At 43.0% G+C, this 19,134-nt stretch carries 23 protein-coding genes; 17 read left to right on the top strand and 6 right to left on the bottom strand.

Going from position 1 to position 19,134, the window contains the following annotated elements:
* Positions 1–146 precede the first annotated feature (146 nt).
* The 5 genes from ACFVSH_RS14665 to ACFVSH_RS14645 are packed head-to-tail and all read left to right on the top strand — an operon-like array spanning position 147 to position 3,739.
* Complete coding sequence (locus tag ACFVSH_RS14665) at positions 147–1,151, top strand: ABC transporter substrate-binding protein (RefSeq protein ID WP_387706573.1); 1,005 nt, start codon at positions 147–149, stop codon at positions 1,149–1,151.
* Positions 1,152–1,162: 11 nt separating this feature from the next.
* Positions 1,163–1,447, top strand: a complete 285-nt coding sequence (locus tag ACFVSH_RS14660) for a thiamine-binding protein (RefSeq protein ID WP_034309193.1) — start codon at positions 1,163–1,165, stop codon at positions 1,445–1,447.
* Positions 1,444–2,226 (top strand): ABC transporter permease, encoded by a 783-nt coding sequence (locus ACFVSH_RS14655; protein ID WP_387706571.1) that lies wholly within the window; start codon positions 1,444–1,446, stop codon positions 2,224–2,226. The genes ACFVSH_RS14660 and ACFVSH_RS14655 overlap by 4 nt, the downstream gene beginning before the upstream one ends.
* Complete coding sequence (locus ACFVSH_RS14650) at positions 2,210–2,953, top strand: ABC transporter ATP-binding protein (RefSeq protein WP_387706569.1); 744 nt, start codon at positions 2,210–2,212, stop codon at positions 2,951–2,953. Before ACFVSH_RS14655 ends, ACFVSH_RS14650 begins: the two co-directional genes overlap by 17 nt.
* Before the next feature lie 15 nt (positions 2,954–2,968).
* Positions 2,969–3,739: a TatD family hydrolase gene (locus ACFVSH_RS14645; RefSeq protein ID WP_387706567.1), complete on the top strand. Its 771-nt coding sequence runs from the start codon at positions 2,969–2,971 to the stop codon at positions 3,737–3,739.
* Positions 3,740–3,774: 35 nt separating this feature from the next.
* Here ACFVSH_RS14645 and ACFVSH_RS14640 read toward each other — a convergent pair whose 3' ends face one another.
* Positions 3,775–4,575: an NAD kinase gene (locus ACFVSH_RS14640; RefSeq protein ID WP_387602633.1), complete on the bottom strand. Its 801-nt coding sequence runs from the start codon at positions 4,573–4,575 to the stop codon at positions 3,775–3,777.
* 206 nt (positions 4,576–4,781) lie between these two features.
* On the opposite strand from ACFVSH_RS14640, the gene sppA reads away from it, so the two are divergent.
* The 5 genes from sppA (at position 4,782) to tpx (ending at position 8,298) form a co-directional block, all read left to right on the top strand.
* Positions 4,782–5,783 (top strand): signal peptide peptidase SppA, encoded by a 1,002-nt coding sequence (gene sppA, locus ACFVSH_RS14635; protein WP_387706565.1) that lies wholly within the window; start codon positions 4,782–4,784, stop codon positions 5,781–5,783.
* A 12-nt stretch (positions 5,784–5,795) separates the two neighbouring features.
* Entirely contained in the window at positions 5,796–6,335 is a 540-nt protein-coding gene (locus ACFVSH_RS14630; protein ID WP_260285425.1) for an RDD family protein, read from the top strand.
* A gap of 98 nt (positions 6,336–6,433) precedes the next feature.
* Positions 6,434–7,126: a DUF2953 domain-containing protein gene (locus tag ACFVSH_RS14625; RefSeq protein WP_387602386.1), complete on the top strand. Its 693-nt coding sequence runs from the start codon at positions 6,434–6,436 to the stop codon at positions 7,124–7,126.
* Positions 7,127–7,141: 15 nt separating this feature from the next.
* Positions 7,142–7,618, top strand: a complete 477-nt coding sequence (gene ytfJ, locus ACFVSH_RS14620) for a GerW family sporulation protein (protein ID WP_260285423.1) — start codon at positions 7,142–7,144, stop codon at positions 7,616–7,618.
* A gap of 179 nt (positions 7,619–7,797) precedes the next feature.
* Positions 7,798–8,298, top strand: coding sequence for a thiol peroxidase (gene tpx / locus ACFVSH_RS14615; protein ID WP_034309176.1), 501 nt, complete (start codon positions 7,798–7,800; stop codon positions 8,296–8,298).
* A gap of 87 nt (positions 8,299–8,385) precedes the next feature.
* On the opposite strand, the gene ACFVSH_RS14610 is transcribed toward tpx, so the two are convergent.
* Complete coding sequence (locus tag ACFVSH_RS14610; protein WP_387706563.1) at positions 8,386–8,709, bottom strand: hypothetical protein; 324 nt, start codon at positions 8,707–8,709, stop codon at positions 8,386–8,388.
* Between the two features lie 241 nt (positions 8,710–8,950).
* On the opposite strand from ACFVSH_RS14610, the gene ACFVSH_RS14605 reads away from it, so the two are divergent.
* The 4 genes from ACFVSH_RS14605 to ACFVSH_RS14590 all read left to right on the top strand — a co-directional run bounded on the left by ACFVSH_RS14605 (position 8,951) and on the right by ACFVSH_RS14590 (position 12,883).
* Positions 8,951–9,937: a class I SAM-dependent methyltransferase gene (locus ACFVSH_RS14605; protein WP_260285421.1), complete on the top strand. Its 987-nt coding sequence runs from the start codon at positions 8,951–8,953 to the stop codon at positions 9,935–9,937.
* Positions 9,938–10,116: 179 nt separating this feature from the next.
* On the top strand, positions 10,117–11,322 hold the full coding sequence (locus tag ACFVSH_RS14600; RefSeq protein ID WP_387706561.1) for an acetate kinase: 1,206 nt from the start codon (positions 10,117–10,119) through the stop codon (positions 11,320–11,322).
* Between the two features lie 209 nt (positions 11,323–11,531).
* Positions 11,532–12,374 (top strand): EcsC family protein, encoded by an 843-nt coding sequence (locus ACFVSH_RS14595; RefSeq protein ID WP_387602397.1) that lies wholly within the window; start codon positions 11,532–11,534, stop codon positions 12,372–12,374.
* The gene (locus ACFVSH_RS14590; RefSeq protein WP_260285418.1) at positions 12,371–12,883 is read left to right on the top strand and encodes a MogA/MoaB family molybdenum cofactor biosynthesis protein; all 513 of its coding nucleotides are present in this window, start codon (positions 12,371–12,373) and stop codon (positions 12,881–12,883) included. Before ACFVSH_RS14595 ends, ACFVSH_RS14590 begins: the two co-directional genes overlap by 4 nt.
* 60 nt (positions 12,884–12,943) lie before the next feature.
* Here ACFVSH_RS14590 and ACFVSH_RS14585 read toward each other — a convergent pair whose 3' ends face one another.
* Complete coding sequence (locus ACFVSH_RS14585; protein ID WP_076364723.1) at positions 12,944–13,258, bottom strand: hypothetical protein; 315 nt, start codon at positions 13,256–13,258, stop codon at positions 12,944–12,946.
* A gap of 212 nt (positions 13,259–13,470) precedes the next feature.
* Here ACFVSH_RS14585 and ACFVSH_RS14580 point away from each other — a divergent pair, with 212 nt between their 5' ends.
* Complete coding sequence (locus ACFVSH_RS14580; protein WP_260285417.1) at positions 13,471–14,676, top strand: argininosuccinate synthase; 1,206 nt, start codon at positions 13,471–13,473, stop codon at positions 14,674–14,676.
* Positions 14,673–16,052, top strand: coding sequence for an argininosuccinate lyase (gene argH / locus ACFVSH_RS14575; RefSeq protein ID WP_387602402.1), 1,380 nt, complete (start codon positions 14,673–14,675; stop codon positions 16,050–16,052). Before ACFVSH_RS14580 ends, argH begins: the two co-directional genes overlap by 4 nt.
* 55 nt (positions 16,053–16,107) lie before the next feature.
* Here the strand turns inward: argH and ACFVSH_RS14570 are convergent, their stop codons facing one another.
* Positions 16,108–16,542, bottom strand: a complete 435-nt coding sequence (locus tag ACFVSH_RS14570; RefSeq protein WP_387602635.1) for a universal stress protein — start codon at positions 16,540–16,542, stop codon at positions 16,108–16,110.
* A 429-nt stretch (positions 16,543–16,971) separates the two neighbouring features.
* Positions 16,972–18,069, bottom strand: coding sequence for a M24 family metallopeptidase (locus ACFVSH_RS14565; RefSeq protein WP_387706559.1), 1,098 nt, complete (start codon positions 18,067–18,069; stop codon positions 16,972–16,974).
* Positions 18,070–18,188: 119 nt separating this feature from the next.
* Between ACFVSH_RS14565 and ACFVSH_RS14560 the strand changes: the two genes are divergently transcribed.
* A complete protein-coding gene (locus ACFVSH_RS14560; protein WP_387706557.1) occupies positions 18,189–18,869 on the top strand; it encodes a metal-dependent hydrolase in 681 nt (226 codons plus the stop codon).
* Here the strand turns inward: ACFVSH_RS14560 and ACFVSH_RS14555 are convergent.
* Positions 18,866–19,134, bottom strand: a 269-nt coding sequence (locus ACFVSH_RS14555) for a hypothetical protein (RefSeq protein WP_387706555.1), incomplete at its 5' end; no start/stop codon positions are given. The two genes, ACFVSH_RS14560 and ACFVSH_RS14555, sit on opposite strands and share 4 nt — an antisense overlap.

Raw genomic sequence — 19,134 nt, 5'->3', positions numbered from 1 at the left:
TTATTACTGACTTTCTGTTTTGTATGTTAACGTCCGAATCCATCTTCGGGCGTTTTTTGCTTTTCCATCCAGTATTTGAATAAACCCTGGAGCCCCATTATGGTTCCGGCATATGGATCTTATATGATGTGTAGGAGGATAATGACTTGAATAAATTCTTGCCACTGTTAACTTCGTTGTTCCTTTTGGCTGGATGCGGTGCAGGCGGAACTAATGAAAAAGAAGAAGCATCTAAAAATGAAGGAAATGAAAAATTAAAAAAAGTATCGGTCGTGCTCGATTGGACACCGAATACAAATCATACTGGATTGTATGTAGCCAAGGAAAAAGGTTATTTTAAAGAACAAGGTCTTGATGTGGAAATCATCATGCCAGGTGAAGCCGGAGCTGATAAGCTTGTCGCTTCAGGGAAATCTGAATTTGGCGTGAGTTACCAGGAGGGCATAACGCAGGCCCGCGTGCAGGGCGTGCCGATTGTTTCGGTAGCTGCCGTCATCCAGCATAATACCTCGGGATTCGCTTCACCTGAGGCAAAGAACATTAAAACTCCCAAGGATTTTGAAGGGAAAACGTATGGTGGATGGGGGTCTCCGGTTGAGAAGGCCATCATTGATTCACTCATGAAAAAAGAAAATGCCGATGTAAATAAAGTGGATATAGTCAATACAGGAGACACGGATTTTTTCACTTCTGTTAAAAGGGATATAGATTTTGCCTGGATTTATTATGGATGGACAGGCGTTGAGGCTGAATTGCGTAATGAAAAGCTTAATATGGTTTACTTAACCGAATACTCTGATAAGCTTGATTACTATACGCCTGTATTGACTACGAATGAAAAGATGATAAAAGAAGATCCGGAGACTGTTAAAGCATTCGTACATGCAGCTTCGAAAGGGTACCAGTTTGCCATCAAGAATCCAGACGATGCAGCGGACATATTAATCAAATCTGCACCGGATCTTGATGCAAAACTAGTGAAGAAAAGCCAGGAGTGGCTTGCAGACAAGTATCAGGATGATGCTCCGCGATGGGGTGAGCAAAAGCTTGCAATTTGGAAGAATTACAGTGATTGGATGACTGAAAATAAGCTTCTTGAAGGTGATTTCGATCCTGAAAAGGCATTTACCAATGAATTTTTACCAAAATAGGAGGAAATACAATGGCCAACTCATTAATTAGCATACAGATCATTCCTAAAGGGGAAAATGTCATCCCCATGGTCGATGAAGCAATCAAGATCATTGAAGAATCAGGTGTCAAGTATGAGGTTCACCCGCTTGAAACGACAATGGAGGGTGAGCTTTCCGAACTTTTTGCCGTGATAGAAAAAATGAATGTAAGAATGATTGAAATAGGTTCGCCGAATGTCATTTCCCAAGTGAAAATATTATATCAGCCAAGCGGGATTACGATGGATACGTTAACGGAGAAATATCGGGCATGAACGGAAGGGGAATTTGGAAGAAGGGGGCTCCCTTCTTTCTTTTATTATTGTTGCTGATAGTATGGGAGTCAGTGACAGTTTTATTGAAAGTCGAAGAATGGCTGTTACCGGCTCCATCGGCCATTTTCATTGAAGGAATTGAGTCGTCCCGCACTCTTTACGGACACCTTATATCCACAACCGAGCTTGCGTTGTCGGGTTTTTTTATTGGAAGCTGCATCGGCTTATTGATTGCGGCAATCTTACACCTATTTCCAGGTGTGAAGGATGCGGTTTATCCTCTGCTCATACTATCACAAAATATACCCATCATCGTTTTAGCGCCGCTCTTGGTGATCTGGTTTGGCTTTGGCATGCTGCCTAAGTTAATAGTGATATCGCTTGTATGTTTTTTTCCGGTTGCGGTTGCATCATTGGACGGTTTTCGCCAGACACCATACGAACTTAAGCATTACTTCAAGATGATGGGAGCGGGAAAAAACCAGTTATTTTGGAAGCTGGAACTTCCTCACTCGATCCCGTTCATTTTCTCCGGCCTGAAAATTTCGGCGACCTATAGTGTAATGGGGGCGGTTATTTCGGAATGGCTTGGGGCAAAATCGGGGATTGGTGTTTATATGACTCTCGCTTCCTCGGCGTTCAGGACAGATCGAGTGTTTGTTGCCATTTTCATCATCATGGGCATGAGCCTGATCTTTTTTGGAATCATCACTTTCCTGGAGAAATACGTAGTTTCTTGGAAGAGAAAGGAGGGGAAAAGGGATGAATCTGGAAATTAAAGACGTCTCCTATTCTTTCGATGGTAAACAGAATATATTGGAGAATATGAATTTCCATGTGGATGATGGGGAATTTGTCACGATCCTTGGGCCATCAGGCAGCGGTAAAAGTACATTGTTCCACTTGATTGGCGGCATTTTGAAGCCGGATCAGGGTATCATTTCACTGGGTGGCAAAAAGATAAATGGCTTAAAGGGCCATATCAGCTATATGCCTCAGCAGCCTTCCCTTTTACCTTGGAGGACGGTAGTGGAAAATGTTTTGCTTGGAAGTGAACTTGCTGGGATCAGAGATAAGGAGAAGGCAAAATCCCTTTTGATGAAAGCCGGATTAGAAGAGTACGAGAAAGCATATCCGCATGAATTATCTGGAGGCATGAAGCAAAGGGCCGCATTCATACGGAGTATCTTATGTCCACAGGACTTGATGTGCCTGGACGAACCCTTTTCTGCCTTGGATGAACTGACAAGATTGCAAATGCAAAAATGGCTGTTGTCGGTTTGGGAAGAAAACCGGAGGTCGGTGCTTTTTGTTACGCATAGCATAGATGAAGCGGTTTTCCTTTCAGATAGAATTTATGTGTTATCAGCAAAACCGGCTGCTGTCATCAAAGAAGTGGAAATTCCATTTCCAAGGCCAAGAAGTGAAGAACAGCTTCTCAGTGATGAGTTTTTTCATTTGAAAAGAGACTTATATGCAGCCCTGAAGCCAACTATTTCTACTTAAGGGAGGCGATTGAACTTGAGGATCATCGACAGTCATATCCATTTGGACCGGTATGATGTTGTTAAGCGGAAGCAGATTCTGGCTGACATGGAAAAGGTTCATACGGAATCCTTGCTGTCTGTTTCCATGAATTTGGCTTCTTCGATTAACAATTATCAGCTCTCACTGAAGGATTCACGAATAAAACCTGCCTTTGGTTTTCATCCTGAGCAGCCCCTCCCAAGTGATGAAGAAGTGAACGAACTTTTGAACTGGATGCGGGAACATCATCAAGATATGGTTGCCATAGGTGAGGTTGGGCTGCCCTATTATTTAAGGCAGGAAAATCCCGATATTGATAAGTCAGCGTATATAGCGATACTGGAGAGGTTCCTGACCCTAGCTAAAGAGATTGAAAAGCCGGTTATCCTTCATGCCGTACATGACGATGCACCCATCGTTTGCGACCTTTTGGATAAGCATCAAATCACAAAGGCACACTTTCATTGGTTTAAAGGCGATATCCGGACAGTCGAAAGAATGGCCGAAAAGGGCTATCGCATTTCGATTACACCTGATGTTTGTTATGAGAGGGAAATACAGGAATTGGTTTCGGAATACCCACTTAAGCTGATGATGATTGAAACGGATGGACCATGGCCGTTTGAAGGGGTTTTCAATGGGAAATGGACCCATCCCGGCATGATGCATGACAGTGTGCGCCAGATTGCTTCGATTAAAGGATTGCCGATTGAGGATGTCTATGAAATCCTTTATCAAAATACGAAAGATTTTTATCATATTTAAAGGTACCGGTTACCATACCCGGTACCTTTTTTAATTCATAGAAAGGTCCTTTTAACCTTTTCCCAAAAGGAATTGTCTTTTAATTTAACGGTCTTGATGACTTTACCGCTTAACCGGACCTTTACTTTTTCGACATGATTGATGCTTAGTGCTTCATTGTCCATTCCGATGATCGGATAGCTTGGTCCGTTTTCTTCAAGGTGGACGGTCAACGTCTTATCACCGCTTAAAATAAATGAGGAACCTAGGGTCCGATAGGTATTATTATTGACGGAAGCAAGCTCGCTCACTTGAAAGCAAGGGAGGAGGGGGTCGACAACGGATCCATTGACCGATTTATTATAGGCGGTGCTTCCAGTCGGAGTCGCAATGATGATTCCGTCCCCGCGAAAAGTTTCAAAATGGAGTTGATCGATGAAGATATCCATGATGAACGTTTTGGTGATGGAAGACCGGATACTGAGTTCATTAAGGGCATAAAAGGAGGGCTGATCGTCCAACTGGATAGCGATGGTTGGGTATTTACGGACCTCGATTTGCTCTTTTGTCATGGCATCGATCATTTTATCACTGTCTTCCAAGTGGAAATCGCAATACATATTCAAGTTTCCTGTGGTGGAAATGCCCGCATATAAACAGTCATCCCTGAATCCGGTTTTCCGGGCTGCCTGCAGGAATGTGCCGTCATCACCGATGCTTACGATGATGTTTGCTTTCGTGAAATCCTGGATGACTTCATACGAATGTTGCTTCGCCAAGTCTGACAAGTATTCTACCCTGCTAATCATCTCTGCATTCGGTGCATGGAAAAAATAAATATTCCTTCGAGTGTTCATCATGTTCCCCCCTAGTATGTATGGTGATGAAAGGGCTTTCTTTATCCTGTTTACGATATATGCAATTTGTGCAAAATGGACCAATGCATTTCCAATTTGAGGATTCTTTGCTACAATTTTATATGTCTTAGTTTATCATGGAATGAAACATTTGCGTCATTAGTTCGTATGGTAAGAAGGATACATATATTTAAGGGGGAAAACAGATGAATGGAAAGCGTTGGGCGGCACTTGGAATCGCAGCCGTTTTATTTTTTGTCTCTATTGCTGTTGGGGCGGCTACGACTCTATTTACAGCGGATACGGAAAATATCATTGATGAATTATTTGCTTCCGAAAGTGCATTTTACGAGGAAGTCATAGAAGGTGATGATTTCTCAAATGTTATTGCCGTATTTGATGTAGAGGGCACGATTCAAGATACAGGAGAAGCCTCATTACTTAGTTCAGCAACATATAATCACCGAGCCTTCATGGATAAGCTGAAGATGGCAGAGGAAAATGATGATATCAAAGGAATCATCCTTCGGGTGAATTCTCCAGGCGGCGGTGTCGTCGAAAGTGCAGAGATCTATGACAAGATCCTAGATATCAAGAAAGTGAAAAAACCTGTTTATGTTTCCATGGGATCAATGGCGGCTTCAGGCGGATATTATATTTCTGCACCAGCCGATAAGATTTATGCTAGCCCGGAAACGATGACGGGTTCACTAGGCGTCATCATGCATGGGTATAACTACGAGAAGCTGGCCAAGAAGTATGGTGTCGAGTTCGAAACCATCAAAAGCGGACCACACAAAGATATTATGAGTCCAACCCGGGAAATGACTGGGGAAGAACGAGAAATACTGCAGAATATGATTAATAATTCTTATGATCAATTTGTAAAAGTCATTGCAGACGGACGCGGAATGACAGAGAAGGAAGTAAGGAAAATTGCCGATGGACGCATTTATGATGGGCGTCAGGCTAAAGAAAACCATCTAATCGATGATTTCGGTCATTTGGATGATGTAATTGCCGCAATGAAAACGGATATCGGTAAAAAGGATGCTCAAGTTATCCGTTATACAGATGAGGCAGGTTTCGGTTCATTATTCAGTATGGGTGCGCAAAAAATGTTGGGAAATGATGTGGAAACGGCAGTCTTGACAAAAATCCTTTCCTCTTCAAATTCTCCACGCTTAATGTATTTGTATGCGGAATAGGGGGGCTGAAGGATGACGGAACGAAATGAAAACAATGAACAAATCGCTTCATCCAATCTAATGGCAGATCAAGAGGTTCCCGTTCAGCAGGAATTTACACCAGCCAGTAAGACCGTGGATGATGATGGAGTCAAGAAAGTGCATTTTGCTGGTTTTTGGATGAGGTTTTGGGCCTATTTAGCAGATTTATTGGTTATCGGAAGTTTGAACCGGATTTTGATTCATCCGATCTTCAAGTTTTATGAAGGGACAGATGATCTCTGGTTTTCCGCAGAGGGCTTCTTAACGGGTGTCGTATTCTTCTTATATTTTGTTTTAATGACCAAATTCTTGAACCAGACCCTTGGCAAGATGATTTTTGGACTGAAAGTCGTTGCATTGAAAGAAGAGAAAAAAACCATTTCATGGGGGACGGTATTGTTCAGGGAGCTGATTGGACGCTATATTTCAAAAGTCACTTGGATTGGCTATCTCTTGGCAGGCCTTTTACCGAAGAAGCAGGCTTTGCATGATGTCTTTGCAGACACGGGCGTTGTGTTGATCAGAAGATGATTCTTCCATTCATAAATCTGCAAGAGCGGAATTTTCGCTTTTGCAGGTTTATTTTTTTTGCATATGCCGATAATGATAGGCTGAAGGGGTGTGGGTGCATGAAGTGGCTATTGTTGATTATAGGTATCCTCATTTTGGTGCTGCTGATTGTTGTTTTCACTAAAGTAAGAGTGTACATCGACTACATACGTATCCAAACGAATGACCAAATACATATTAAATTATCAGCCTGGTATGGGCTTTTTCACTATACATTCAAGGTTCCGGTCATCAAAATGGAAGATGACTCTGCAGCTATAGTAGTAAAGGAAGAGCAAGAAATGAACGGAAAAACCAAAAAGGAAGAAAAGAAAAAAATCACAGCCGAAGATTTGCGTGACGGATTCGCAGACAGTCTGGAAATGCTTCAGCATATAATCGGATTTCATGGGATCGTCCGTCAATTCACAGGGAAAGTCCAAGTCAAAGAATTCACCTGGCATAGTATGGTCGGTACTAAAAACGCTGCACACACCGGTGTTTTAACTGGAGCATGCTGGGCACTTAAAGGTTCGATCATCGGGTTGCTGACAACCTATTTCAACTTCCGGATCATGCCCTCCTATTCCATTACACCCGACTTTCAGAGATGGCAGGCAAACACGAAGATTTCCTGCATATTACAATTTAGAATCGGGCAGGCTATGGTGACTGGAATAAAACTGCTTCGTTATTGGAAAGGCGGAAAGCCGCATTTCAAATCCAGGAAATTAGCGAAGCTAGCAGGTGATTCCAATAAACAATCGTTCTAGAGTGGAGGAATTTAAATGTCAGATCATCCGATCCAAGGTTTAATGAAAGAAGCTATGGAAAATCTGAAAGAAATGGTTGATGTGAATACGATCATCGGGGATCCGGTGGAGACTCCGGATGGAAGTGTCATTTTAACCGTATCCAAAGTGGGATTTGGTTTTGCAGCCGGTGGCAGCGAATTTATGATGGATGGGAACCATCAAGGACAGCAAGGTGATTCCAAGCAGCCTTTTGGCGGCGGTAGCGGCGGTGGGGTTTCCATAACACCGATTGCCTTTTTGATTGTCGGTTCCCATGGGGTGAAAATGATTCATCTGGATGAAGGGACGCATCTTCTCGAAAAAATGATGGATTTAGCTCCCCAAGTCGTCGATAAAATTCAGTCCATGCTATCCAAGAAAGACAGTAATCAAAAGCAAGGCAGTAATCAAGGCGGCAGTCAACCAGCTGTAAAGAGGTACCAAGAACCTAAACAGGATATAGATTTCTAACTGTGACTCGGCACCCGCCGAGTTTTCTTTTTGCTGCAGTCTGACAATACACCATAAAAGGCTTGGATGTCGGACATGTGCAAGCACGACTCACATTTCCCAATTCAATTTATTGCAAAATTCCGGTAAAACAAATATGATTATGCTTGTACATATAGCAGAAAAAGGAGGAATTATTAATGGCTTCAGTTACATTTAAAAACAACCCGATCACTTTAGTGGGACAAGAACTAAAAGTTGGGGACAAAGCACCTGATTTTACAGTATTGGCAAATGACTTATCACCGGTTACATTAAGCGACTCCAAAGGTTCTGTCCGCATTATCAGTGTGGTTCCATCCGTGGATACAGGTGTATGTGATGCACAGACACGTAAATTCAATGAAGAAGCGGCGAAATTGGATAATGTGAAAGTACTGACGATCAGTAACGATCTTCCTTTCGCCCAAAAACGCTGGTGTGCGGCAAGCGGCTTGGACAATGTTCAAGTTCTTTCCGATCACCGTGACCTTTCGTTCGGTGAAGCATATGGTGTCGTCATGCAGGAACTTCGTCTATTGGCCCGCTCTGTATTCGTAGTGAACAGCTCTGATGAAATCACGTATGTAGAATATGTGAGTGAAGGTACGAACCATCCAAATTACGAAGGTGCAATCGAAGCGGCTAAAGCGGCAAAATAAGATGCAATCCTAAGAAACCGGGCGCTAAGTGCCCGGTTTTTTGATTTGGCTTTATTTAACGGATGTTATTTTATATGCTTAGTTTAGTTATAGCTCCAAACTCGGACCATTCAGTGGTAAAACAATTTTGCCAGACCACTCTTGACCATTAGGTGTTCCCACTTTTATGTCAATTTCATTAGGCCACGACGGCATTTGTCTTTGATGAGTTCCTGGAAACCCCGCTTGTTGCCCTGCTCGGTATCCATCCCGATACCCTTGTCGATACCCTTGTCGATATCCTTGTCTGAACGCTTCTTGAAACCCTTGTTGCCCTTGTTGTTGCCTGTTAATTTCATCTTCTGACTGTGTATCATGTTGCTGATTTATCGGATTAACCTGCCCATGATAGTATTGATATTGATTATCCATAATAATCACCACCTCATGTATGTTATTCTGTTTGGGCATTCAGTGAGCTTTTCCAAAATAAAAAATACAGGGCAACAACCCTGTATTTCATTTACTTTTTAATTACTCGTGGTTGAAATTTTGAAAAAGGAGTGCGCGCAGTACGTTAAACAAACGAAGGATGATTAGCAGGACGTACGGCTTGTATCTCTTACTTCTTACCTTTAAAATAGGGACAGAAGCAAACAGGAGGAATTAATAAGTGAAGTCTACCCCAGTTGAACAATTATTTAATGAATTTGATGAAACAGCCCAAATACTGCAAAGCGAACTATCATGTACGTATCTGGATGCCCTGGGTGAAACGGGCGAGAATTTCTTCCAAGGGAAAGTCCTTCAGGAGGAAATCAGTGAAGTATCGAAGAAAAGGTTAGTGAAGCATTATGCAGATTTTTCACCGGAGAAATATGAGAAGGAAGCAATCCGTAAAGCATATCAGCTTGCTATTTTAAAAGGCATGCAGCAGAGCGTTCAGCCGAATCATCATATGACTCCTGATGCAGTCGGCATGTTCGTCAGCTATTTAGTAGGTAAATTCACCAAGGATCAAAAAGAGATAGTCATGCTCGATCCTGCCATTGGAACGGGGAATTTACTATTTGCGATCTTGAATCAACTTACTGATAAAAACATCGCTTCATATGGTGTCGAAATTGATGAAACCTTGATCAGGCTTGCATATGCAGGTGCCAACCTGCAAGAACACCCGCTGGAATTTTTCAACCAGGACAGCTTGGAGCCGCTTTTCATCGATCCTTCAGATGTTGTGGTCAGTGATTTGCCGATAGGTTATTACCCGAATGATGTGCGCGCAGCTGAGTATGAATTGAAGGCCGATAAGGGACATTCGTATGCACATCATTTGTTTATTGAACAAGGTGTTAAACACGCGAAGGATGGCGGACATCTATTCTTCATTGTCCCGAATAACCTGTTCGTCTCGGAGGAAGCTCCGAAACTCAATGATTTCCTGAAGAAACATACACATATCCAAGGGATGGTGCAACTGCCGCTTTCCATGTTTAAGAGTGAAGCGGCTGCGAAAAGCATTCTGATTCTCCAAAAGAAAAAAGAGGGTATCGAAGCACCGAAGAAGGCATTGCTCGTACAACTTCCGAAGTTGTCGGATTTCGAAGCGACCAGGTCCGTCATGCAACAGATGGACGATTGGTTTAAAGAAGAAAAATAGTCAATGAAAGCTGATGCCGCAGGCATTGGCTTTCTTTTTTTCTTGAAAGAGTGATTATTTGCAATTTTTCATTATTGTTTGGTTGGATTCGCTTGCCATGATAAGATTGTACAATACACTGCACGTTTCGTTGCGATGAATATTGAAAGCAACTAGCTTAGAGTAAAGGAGCAGGATGGATGTCAAAAATCATGGCTATTAATGCGGGCAGCTCATCATTGAAGTTTCAGCTTTTTGAGATGCCTTGTGAAAATGTAATTACAAAAGGTCTTGTAGAAAGAATCGGCCTGAAAAATTCCGCATTTACCTTAAGCGTCGTAGGCGAAAAGGTTACTGAAACTATGGATATACCCAATCATGAAATAGCTGTAGGGCTTTTATTGAAAAAGCTGATTGACCATCACATCATTGACTCCTTTGAAGAGATAGATGGCGTAGGGCATCGGGTGGTGCATGGCGGTGAGATATTCACGGAATCGGTCTTGATTACGAAGGACGTAATAGAGGAAATCGAAAAGCTTTCCGAGTTGGCACCCCTTCATAATCCCGCTAATATCACCGGAATCAAAGCCTTCAGGCGAATACTGGACGATGTGCCAGCGGTTGCGGTATTCGACACTGCCTTCCATCAAACGATGGCGGCAGGTTCCTATTTGTACAGCTTACCTCTAGAATATTATGAAAAGTACGGAATAAGGAAGTATGGATTTCATGGCACTTCACATAAATATGTATCGCAGCGGGCTGCCGAAATGATTGGCCGCCCAATTGAACAGCTTCGGTTGATATCGTGCCATTTGGGGAATGGTGCAAGCATTACGGCCGTAAAGGGCGGCAAATCAATTGATACATCAATGGGATTTACGCCTTTGGCCGGTGTTACTATGGGAACGCGTTCAGGGAACATCGACCCTGCACTGATTCCTTATATCATGGAAAAGACGGGAAAGACAGCAGATGAAGTGCTGGATGTCCTGAATAAGAAAAGCGGCATTCTGGCCCTTTCCGGATTTTCCAGCGACCTGCGCGATATTCAAGTTGAAGCCGACAAAGGCAATGAGCGGGCTGAACTCGCACTTAAAGTTTTCGCAGACCGGATTCACAAGTACATAGGATCCTATTCAGCAAAAATGGGAGGTGTGGACGGCATCATTTTTACAGCGGGCATCGGTGAAAACAGTCAAACCATCAGGGGGCGGATCTTGGAGGGGCTTGAATTCATGGGGGTATATTGGGATAAAGACCTCAATCGCACCTCGGGTAAGGAAGCGTTCATCAATGCACCCTATTCCCCTGTGAAAGTCATGGTCATCCCAACTAATGAAGAAATCATGATTGTCAGGGATACGATGAAAATAGCTTTGAGCGAAACTTGGAAAGCATGACTTCCTGTTTTATGATGATCCCCTTATCTCTCTGGTAAGGGGGCTTTCCCATGAAATCTCAACCTCAAAATCCTCCTTCGCTTGGTTTTATGCCCATGCAATCCAAACCCTTGAACGCTGGATCGCCATCATCTATTCTCTAAAAAAGCATCCCTCTATGTTATACTTAAGGGAGAATCCACCAATTCTGTACATAGGAGGCTTGATGCATGGAATTCACGAACCGGGAAATGAAACTTTTGGATGAAATTAGTGAATGGCAGGAAAAACTTTATCAATATGAGCCAACGGATCTGGCTGCATTGTATGATAAATGGTTGGAGCAGGGGTTTGCCCTGCTTCCGGAAAACGTCCAACAACAGTTTTTTGACAAGCTTGATACTTGGCTTTTTCATTTGCATGCCATGGTTCAGAGCTCACAAGTTCAAATAGATGCAAGAGAGCGGATTTTAGCATCTGCGCGCGTGTTTAATGAAGAAATCGAAACGCTGAGCGATTTGAAACACTTACCGATCGATCAGATGAATTACATAGCCAATCAGCATATCGCTAAGCATCGCTTATATTCATTTGCACAAGGCGGGATGAGCGGATCTGGAGGCCTGCTTCTGCTAGGGAGCGATATTCCGGCCATGACGGTCATCAATGTCAGGACCGTACAGCTGATTGCGATGTCTTATGGTGTTGAGGTGAATACACCGTTTGAAATGATGCTGGCCCTTAAGGTATTCAATGCAGGAGCGATGCCAAAAAGGCTCCAAGGAATAGCTTGGGAAGAATTGATCCGCGAGGTCCAGACTGCAGAAGATGATTATTTTTATTTAGGAATCGAAGAACTGACAAACCCCACCTGGATGGAACAGCCGCTGAAGCAGCTGTTGAAAGCATTGGCCATTACTGTTTTCCGAAAAAAACTGGTTCGGGGCATACCGTTCATCAGCATGGCCATAGGGGCTGGGTCCAATTATCAAATGACCCGGAATGTCAGTGAATTTGCCCAAAAGTTCTATCAATACCGTTATTTACTGGAGAAGAAGGCTGATGAAGAATGAGTGTCAAGAATCATAAAAAAGCCATCACGGAGGCAGTTCGCTGCATGGTGATGACCGTCAGCGATACGCGAAATGAAGAAACGGATAAAAGCGGAGCACTGATGATGGAATTGCTGAAGTCGAATGGGCATGAAGTGACGGATTATGTAATCGTTAAAGATGAACGGAAAGCGATACAGGATGCGGTCACTTCAGGTAGCCGAAGCAGCACGGTCGATGTCATATTAACAAATGGAGGCACTGGCATCGCCAATAGGGATGTGACGATCGAGGCGGTCAAAGAGTTGATGACCAAGGAAATTCCCGGTTTTGGCGAGATTTTTCGAATGCTCAGCTATCAAGAGGATATCGGTTCTGCCGCCATCCTATCCAGGGCGATCGCCGGAGTCGTGAACAACAAAGCGGTTTTTTCCACCCCAGGCTCTTCAGGGGCGGTTAGGCTCGCAATGAATAAATTGATTCTCCCGGAATTGGGACATGTCGTTGGTGAACTTCGCAAGGATTTATAAGAGGGATGCAAAAAAAAGCCACAGTTTTAAACTGTGGCTTTTTTTTGCATGGAAATGGCCTTAATTATGCATCTTTTCAGTCACGCCTTGATTGGCACGATACCATAGCCATAAATCATTGATGATGGAAGCAAGTTCCGCAATTTCGGAATTGAGCTGGCATGATTTGGCGAAATTACTCTCATCGGAGAGCCGAAACTGCTTTCGGTTAATGGTGGATTCCAGTTCCTTGATGCGGTCCGGGATGCTTCCCCGGATATTCTCCCAATGTACGAGTATTTGCTGTTGCTCGCCTTTTGTATATTCATCCCACTCCAGATTCAAATCGGGAATGGAGATGCCAAGCCGTTCATCATAGATAAATAGTTCTTTCATATGCCCTCCGCTTTTCGATTTATCATACTCCTAGTTTACTATATTCTCGCGGAAGCATCCAATGTGTAAATTCCCTGAAAATATTAGCGGATTATTTAGCGAAATCTTTAAAATACCCCTTGTATTCCTTTAATAAAGATGATAAAGTACTATCATAGATTGAATAAAAATAACAAACGATGAATTTTTATTCACACGAAAGGACGATGGAAATGAAAAATCAAAAAGTTGTTTTAGCATATTCCGGAGGTTTGGATACTTCCGTTGCAATTAAATGGTTACAAGATCAAGGGTACGAAGTTGTGGCATGCTGCTTGGATGTCGGTGAAGGGAAAGATTTGGATTTCATTAAAGAAAAAGCGATCACTGTCGGTGCTGTAAGTTCTTATGTCATTGATGCGAAGGATGAATTCGCTGATGAATTCGCATTGACGGCTCTTCAGGCACATACTTTGTATGAAGGAAAATATCCATTGGTATCTGCATTATCACGTCCGCTGATCGCGAAGAAATTAGTGGAAGTGGCTGAAGCGGAAAACGCGGTAGCCGTTGCGCACGGTTGTACGGGAAAAGGAAATGACCAAGTGCGTTTCGAAGTATCCATCTCCGCCTTGAACCCTAATTTGCAAGTTCTTGCACCTGTTCGTGACTGGAAATGGTCTCGTGAAGAGGAGATTGAATATGCAGCGAAAAATGGCATTCCCGTTCCGATTGGCATGGCGAGTCCATTCTCGATTGACCAAAACCTTTGGGGAAGAAGTAACGAATGCGGAATCCTCGAAGATCCATGGGCAGCTCCGCCGGAAGAGGCATATGATTTGACTGCAAGCCTTGAATGTACGCCAGATACTGCTGATATCATTGAAATTGGTTTTGAACAAGGTGTGCCGGTTACATTGAATGATAAAAACTATAAACTGGCTGACCTGATCGTCGAGTTGAATCAAATTGCCGGCAAGCACGGGGTTGGACGTATCGATCACGTTGAAAATAGATTAGTAGGAATCAAATCGCGTGAAGTCTATGAAGCTCCTGGTGCGATGACATTGATAGCTGCACACAAAGAACTTGAAGATATCACACTTGTAAAAGAATTGGCTCACTTCAAACCGGTGATCGAGAAGAAAATGACTGAATTGATTTATGAAGGACTTTGGTTCTCTCCGCTTCAAAAAGCTTTGGCTGCATTCCTGAAAGAAACACAAGTGAATGTAACGGGTACGGTCCGTGTGAAACTATTCAAAGGCCATGCGATTGTTGAAGGAAGAAAATCCGAGTACTCCCTATATGACGAAAAATTGGCTACTTATACAAAAGCGGACGAATTCGATCATGATGCAGCAGTTGGATTCATCAAGTTATGGGGACTTCCAACGAAAGTGAACAGCATGGTCAATAACAAGAAGGTGACAGTGTGAGCAGCAAGCTTTGGGGAGGAAGGTTCACCAAATCTGCCGAAGAATGGGTAGATGAATTCGGGGCTTCCATTTCCTTTGACCAGGAACTTGTCCTTGAAGATATTCAAGGCAGTTTAGCTCATGTAACCATGTTAAAGAAATGCAGCATTTTACCTGAAGAAGATGCGGATCAGATCATTGCGGGTCTGAAAAGTTTACAGGAAAAAGCTGAGAAGGGTGAATTGACTTTTAAGGTTGAGATGGAAGATATCCATCTTAACCTGGAAAGTATGCTAATAAGCGAAATCGGTCCAGTTGGCGGAAAGCTTCATACAGGAAGAAGCCGTAATGACCAAGTTGCAACCGACCTTCATCTGTATATGCGGAACCAAACGAAAGTGATTCTGGAACTCATCAATGATTTGCAAATGGCGATTTTGGGACAAGCTAAGAAAAATGTGGAAACACTAATTCCAGGTTATACACATTTGCAGCGTGCGCAGCCCATTTCATTTGCCCACCACTTAATGGCTTATTTTTGGATGCTTGAGCGTGATAAGCAACGCTTCACCGAGAGTTTCAAAAGGATCAATATTTCTCCATTGGGAGCCGGGGCATTAGCTGGGACGACCTTCCCGATTGACCGTGCCCTCAGTGCGGAGCTATTGGGGTTTGAGGGAATTTACGAAAACAGCCTTGATGCGGTGAGTGATCGTGATTTTGCCATTGAATTCATGAGCAACAGTGCAACAATGATGATGCATTTATCCCGTTTCAGCGAAGAAATCATTCTCTGGTCAAGCCAGGAATTCCAATTCATTGAATTGGATGATGCGTTTTCCACGGGAAGCAGCATCATGCCGCAAAAGAAAAACCCTGATATGGCGGAATTGATCCGTGGTAAAACAGGACGGGTTTATGGGAACCTAACGGGTTTATTGACTGTTTTGAAAGGACTGCCGCTTGCTTATAACAAAGATATGCAAGAAGATAAAGAAGGCGTTTTTGATACGGTTAAGACCATTGTTGGTTCACTTAAAATATTTGCCGGCATGATTTCAACGATGAAAGTGAAAACGGACGTAATGGAAAAAGCAACAAAAAATGACTTCTCGAATGCGACGGAATTAGCTGATTACCTAGCTTCAAAGGGGATGCCTTTCCGTAAAGCGCACGAAGTGGTCGGGAAGCTTGTATTGTTCTGTGTCCAGAATGGCTGCTATTTAGTGGACCTAAGCATGGAACAATTCCAGGAAGCTTCCGAGTTGTTTGAACAGGATATTTATGATGCATTAAATCCTTATGAAGCAGTTAAACGCCGTAACAGTGCGGGCGGTACAGGTTTTGCCCAAGTTTTGCTGGCGATTGAAAAAGCGGAAAAACTAGTAAGTGAATAACAGGAAAAAGCTCGTTCACCTATTTGGCGAACGAGCTTTTTATATCATTTCTTTATCAATTCGTACGCACGACCATTACATCACAGTTGGAATGGCGAACGATGCCTTCCGACACACTGCCGATAAGGAAACGTTCGACTGCGTTAAGGCCCGTTGCACCGCATACAATTAAATCGATCTTATGCTTTTTCGCTAAATCCCTTGGAATTTGAACTTTAGGAGAACCATATGCAACCACTGTTTGGACCTTTGCAATCCCGGAGGCAATGGCATCCGTTTTATACTTGTCCAATAGCTCGTTGGCAAAGGTTTCAGAGTGATCACGGATAGTCATATCATAAGCTTCGACAGTAGGGAAATTCCTTGTATCCACGATATGTGTCAGCACAAGGGTAGCGTCACTGAGTTTTGCTAAATAGATTGCCTTTTTTAGGGCCCACTCTGCTTCTTCCGAACCGTCCACTGCTACAAGAATATTTTTATAATCTATACTATTCAAGTGAATCTCCTCCTTCTATTATATTCCTATTATACTATGGTTTACCTAATGGATCTGATTTCAATTGTAACAAATTAGCGAATGTTTTAGCCAATTATCTGGAAATCAAATAAGGGAAAATGATTCTAACCTTATTATGTGATGTGAAAAATATAATGAAAGATATCAAAGCATGCAAAAGTACGTTTAAATATTATGCATAGTTTAATATTGGGGCCACATAATAAAAGGAAAATAAAAATTAGGTTTATAATCATTTCAAGCCTTGTCTTTTCCCTTCTATTATAGTGTGGTTTTGTCACGGGTAAGTTAAATGATTCGGATCGATTAGTTGAAATGAATTTTGAATAATAGATACCCCCGTCTTAAATGAAGGCGGGGGTATCCGGGTTTCGATCTATTTAAATGGTTAAAACATCTTCACTTTATGATTTGCAGGCTCTTTGGGAATTTGGTCAAAACTTCACAGCCGGTATCGGTGATCAGTAAATCATCTTCAATCCTGACGCCGGCAACATTTGGAACATATATGCCAGGTTCGATGGTATAAACCATTCCGGATTGAAGTTCGAGGGAATTCGTTTCAGTCAAGGATGGGTACTCATGGACGCTGATCCCTAGTCCGTGGCCGAGCCTGTGCGGGAAGAATTCACCGTATCCTTTATTCCTAATGATGTTTCTGGCAGTCAAGTCTATTTCGGAACAGGATACACCAGGTTTACTGGCTGCAACGGCAGCTTCTTGTGCTCTAAGTACAGTTTCATATATTTCTGCCTGTTTATCATTGATATCCCCGTAAGCAACCGTTCTAGTGATGTCAGAGCAGTACCCTTCATGAACGACGCCCAGGTCAAATAGGACAAGGTCGCCGCGCTGAACCTTCGTATTCCCGGGTGTGCCATGTGGGGAAGCGCCATTTTTACCAGTCAGGACCATCGTGGAAAAAGACATTTGGCTGACTCCGGCCTTTTTCAATTCGTATTCTATCGCTGCAAGGATTTCCATTTCCGTTTTACCCTCTTGAATTTCGCTGACGCCCACTTCGATCGCAAAGTCGGCAAGGCGGCATGCTTCACGGATTTTGACCATTTCATCTTCCGATTTGATCATTCGCATCCTTTGAAGTTTCTCTTCTGCGGAAACGAGCTTTGGTGCTCCGAAATATTGTTGGACCTTTTCATAACGTTCTACATTCATATGCTCTTTTTCAATGGCCATTGTATGAATGGTTAACCCGCGATCCTTCACTGCTTGCTTAACTTTTTCCCAAGGATTTTCAATATCGGTGTAACCGATGATATCTCCAGCCCATCCAGCCTGTTTAGCATCCGGGACTTCCATCTGCGGGCAGACAAGGAATGGGTCGGCATTTGCAAAAATGGCAAGTGCTAGCAGTCTTTCATGAGGATCACTATAAAAACCGCTCAAATAGAAGATGCTCTCTGTTGATGTAAGTATAGCGGCTTCAGCCTCATTGGCCTGTAGCCAATTGTGTAGTTCTGTCAAACGTTCATTCATGACGATACCTCCATTAATAAGATATAATTACCTTAGCAATATTTAAAAGTATAGTAAATGGGAAAGGCCTAAGAAAGCTACTTAAAAAAATTAGTGGGTATGGGAAGGGAGCATCAAAAATGAAAGTATCTTTTCATGGACATGCAGTTGTAAAAGTCGAAACGAATGGTAAAACCATTTTAATCGATCCATTCATTACTGGAAACGAATTGACCGATTTGAAGGTTGAAGATGTGAAACCGGATGTGATTATCTTAACACATGGCCATAATGACCATGTCGGTGATACGGTTGAATTGGCCAAAAGGCATGATGCACTTGTCATCGGCATTGCAGAGATTGCGGACTACCTGGGTGCTCAAGGGGTTAGGACCCACGGGATGAGCATCGGCGGAGCTTTCGAGTTCGATTTTGGAAAAGTGAAACTGACGCCAGCCTTCCATGGAACGGGATTCAATAACGGAGAGGGGCAAATCATTTATTTAGGAATGCCTGCTGGCGTATTGCTTATGATAGAAGGGAAAACGATCTATCATGCAGGGGATACAGCGGTATATTCCGATATGAAACTGATCGGGGAGCGTCATCCGATTGACTTGGCATTCTTGCCAATCGGCGACAATTACACCATGGGCCCTGAAGATGCGGCACTTGCTGCGAAATTCCTTCAAGCCAAACAAGTCGTGCCGATTCATTACAACACTTTCCCTGTAATCAAACAGGATCCTGGTAAATTCATCGACTTGCTTGAAGAGGGAAATGGACTGATCATGGAAGCCGGGGATGAAATAGAACTTTAATAGGAGCGGGAGCCTGCATGGGCTTCCGTTTTTTTATGTGTAACGTGTGGGGATGGAAGGCCGGATTGACTGTTCTCCGTGCAGCATTGCCCTTTACGCAGATGGTTCTTGCAATGGAAAATAAAGTCTCGTTCTGCAGCCGAGTCTTTTTTCCTTTTACAGGCATAAAATGAATAGATGAAAAAAAAGGGGGGATTGGATGAAACAGAGATTATTGCTGTGTTTGCTCTTATGCGGTGTAATGCTGTATTATGCCGTGCCGCGT

Origin of the sequence: Peribacillus sp. NPDC058002 (genome assembly GCF_042886655.1) — a bacterium.
In the GTDB taxonomy this organism is placed as follows: Bacteria; Bacillota; Bacilli; order Bacillales; family DSM-1321; genus Peribacillus; species Peribacillus aracenensis.
This window is presented reverse-complemented; position numbering and strand designations above follow the sequence as displayed.

Bases quoted from the DNA above. Each gene is read 5' to 3' on its own strand.
- ACFVSH_RS14655 (WP_387706571.1), top strand. From the start codon at position 1,444: ATGAACGGAAGGGGAATTTGGAAGAAGGGGGCTCCCTTCTTTCTTTTA.
- ACFVSH_RS14595 (WP_387602397.1), top strand. From the start codon at position 11,532: ATGGAATTCACGAACCGGGAAATGAAACTTTTGGATGAAATTAGTGAA.
- ACFVSH_RS14610 (WP_387706563.1), bottom strand. From the start codon at position 8,709: ATGGATAATCAATATCAATACTATCATGGGCAGGTTAATCCGATAAAT.
- ACFVSH_RS14650 (WP_387706569.1), top strand. From the start codon at position 2,210: ATGAATCTGGAAATTAAAGACGTCTCCTATTCTTTCGATGGTAAACAG.
- ACFVSH_RS14585 (WP_076364723.1), bottom strand. From the start codon at position 13,258: ATGAAAGAACTATTTATCTATGATGAACGGCTTGGCATCTCCATTCCC.
- ACFVSH_RS14560 (WP_387706557.1), top strand. From the start codon at position 18,189: ATGAAAGTATCTTTTCATGGACATGCAGTTGTAAAAGTCGAAACGAAT.
- sppA (WP_387706565.1), top strand. From the start codon at position 4,782: ATGAATGGAAAGCGTTGGGCGGCACTTGGAATCGCAGCCGTTTTATTT.
- ytfJ (WP_260285423.1), top strand. From the start codon at position 7,142: ATGTCAGATCATCCGATCCAAGGTTTAATGAAAGAAGCTATGGAAAAT.
- ACFVSH_RS14565 (WP_387706559.1), bottom strand. From the start codon at position 18,069: ATGAATGAACGTTTGACAGAACTACACAATTGGCTACAGGCCAATGAG.
- ACFVSH_RS14590 (WP_260285418.1), top strand. From the start codon at position 12,371: ATGAGTGTCAAGAATCATAAAAAAGCCATCACGGAGGCAGTTCGCTGC.
- ACFVSH_RS14625 (WP_387602386.1), top strand. From the start codon at position 6,434: ATGAAGTGGCTATTGTTGATTATAGGTATCCTCATTTTGGTGCTGCTG.
- ACFVSH_RS14660 (WP_034309193.1), top strand. From the start codon at position 1,163: ATGGCCAACTCATTAATTAGCATACAGATCATTCCTAAAGGGGAAAAT.
- ACFVSH_RS14600 (WP_387706561.1), top strand. From the start codon at position 10,117: ATGTCAAAAATCATGGCTATTAATGCGGGCAGCTCATCATTGAAGTTT.
- tpx (WP_034309176.1), top strand. From the start codon at position 7,798: ATGGCTTCAGTTACATTTAAAAACAACCCGATCACTTTAGTGGGACAA.
- ACFVSH_RS14640 (WP_387602633.1), bottom strand. From the start codon at position 4,575: ATGAACACTCGAAGGAATATTTATTTTTTCCATGCACCGAATGCAGAG.
- ACFVSH_RS14630 (WP_260285425.1), top strand. From the start codon at position 5,796: ATGACGGAACGAAATGAAAACAATGAACAAATCGCTTCATCCAATCTA.
- ACFVSH_RS14580 (WP_260285417.1), top strand. From the start codon at position 13,471: ATGAAAAATCAAAAAGTTGTTTTAGCATATTCCGGAGGTTTGGATACT.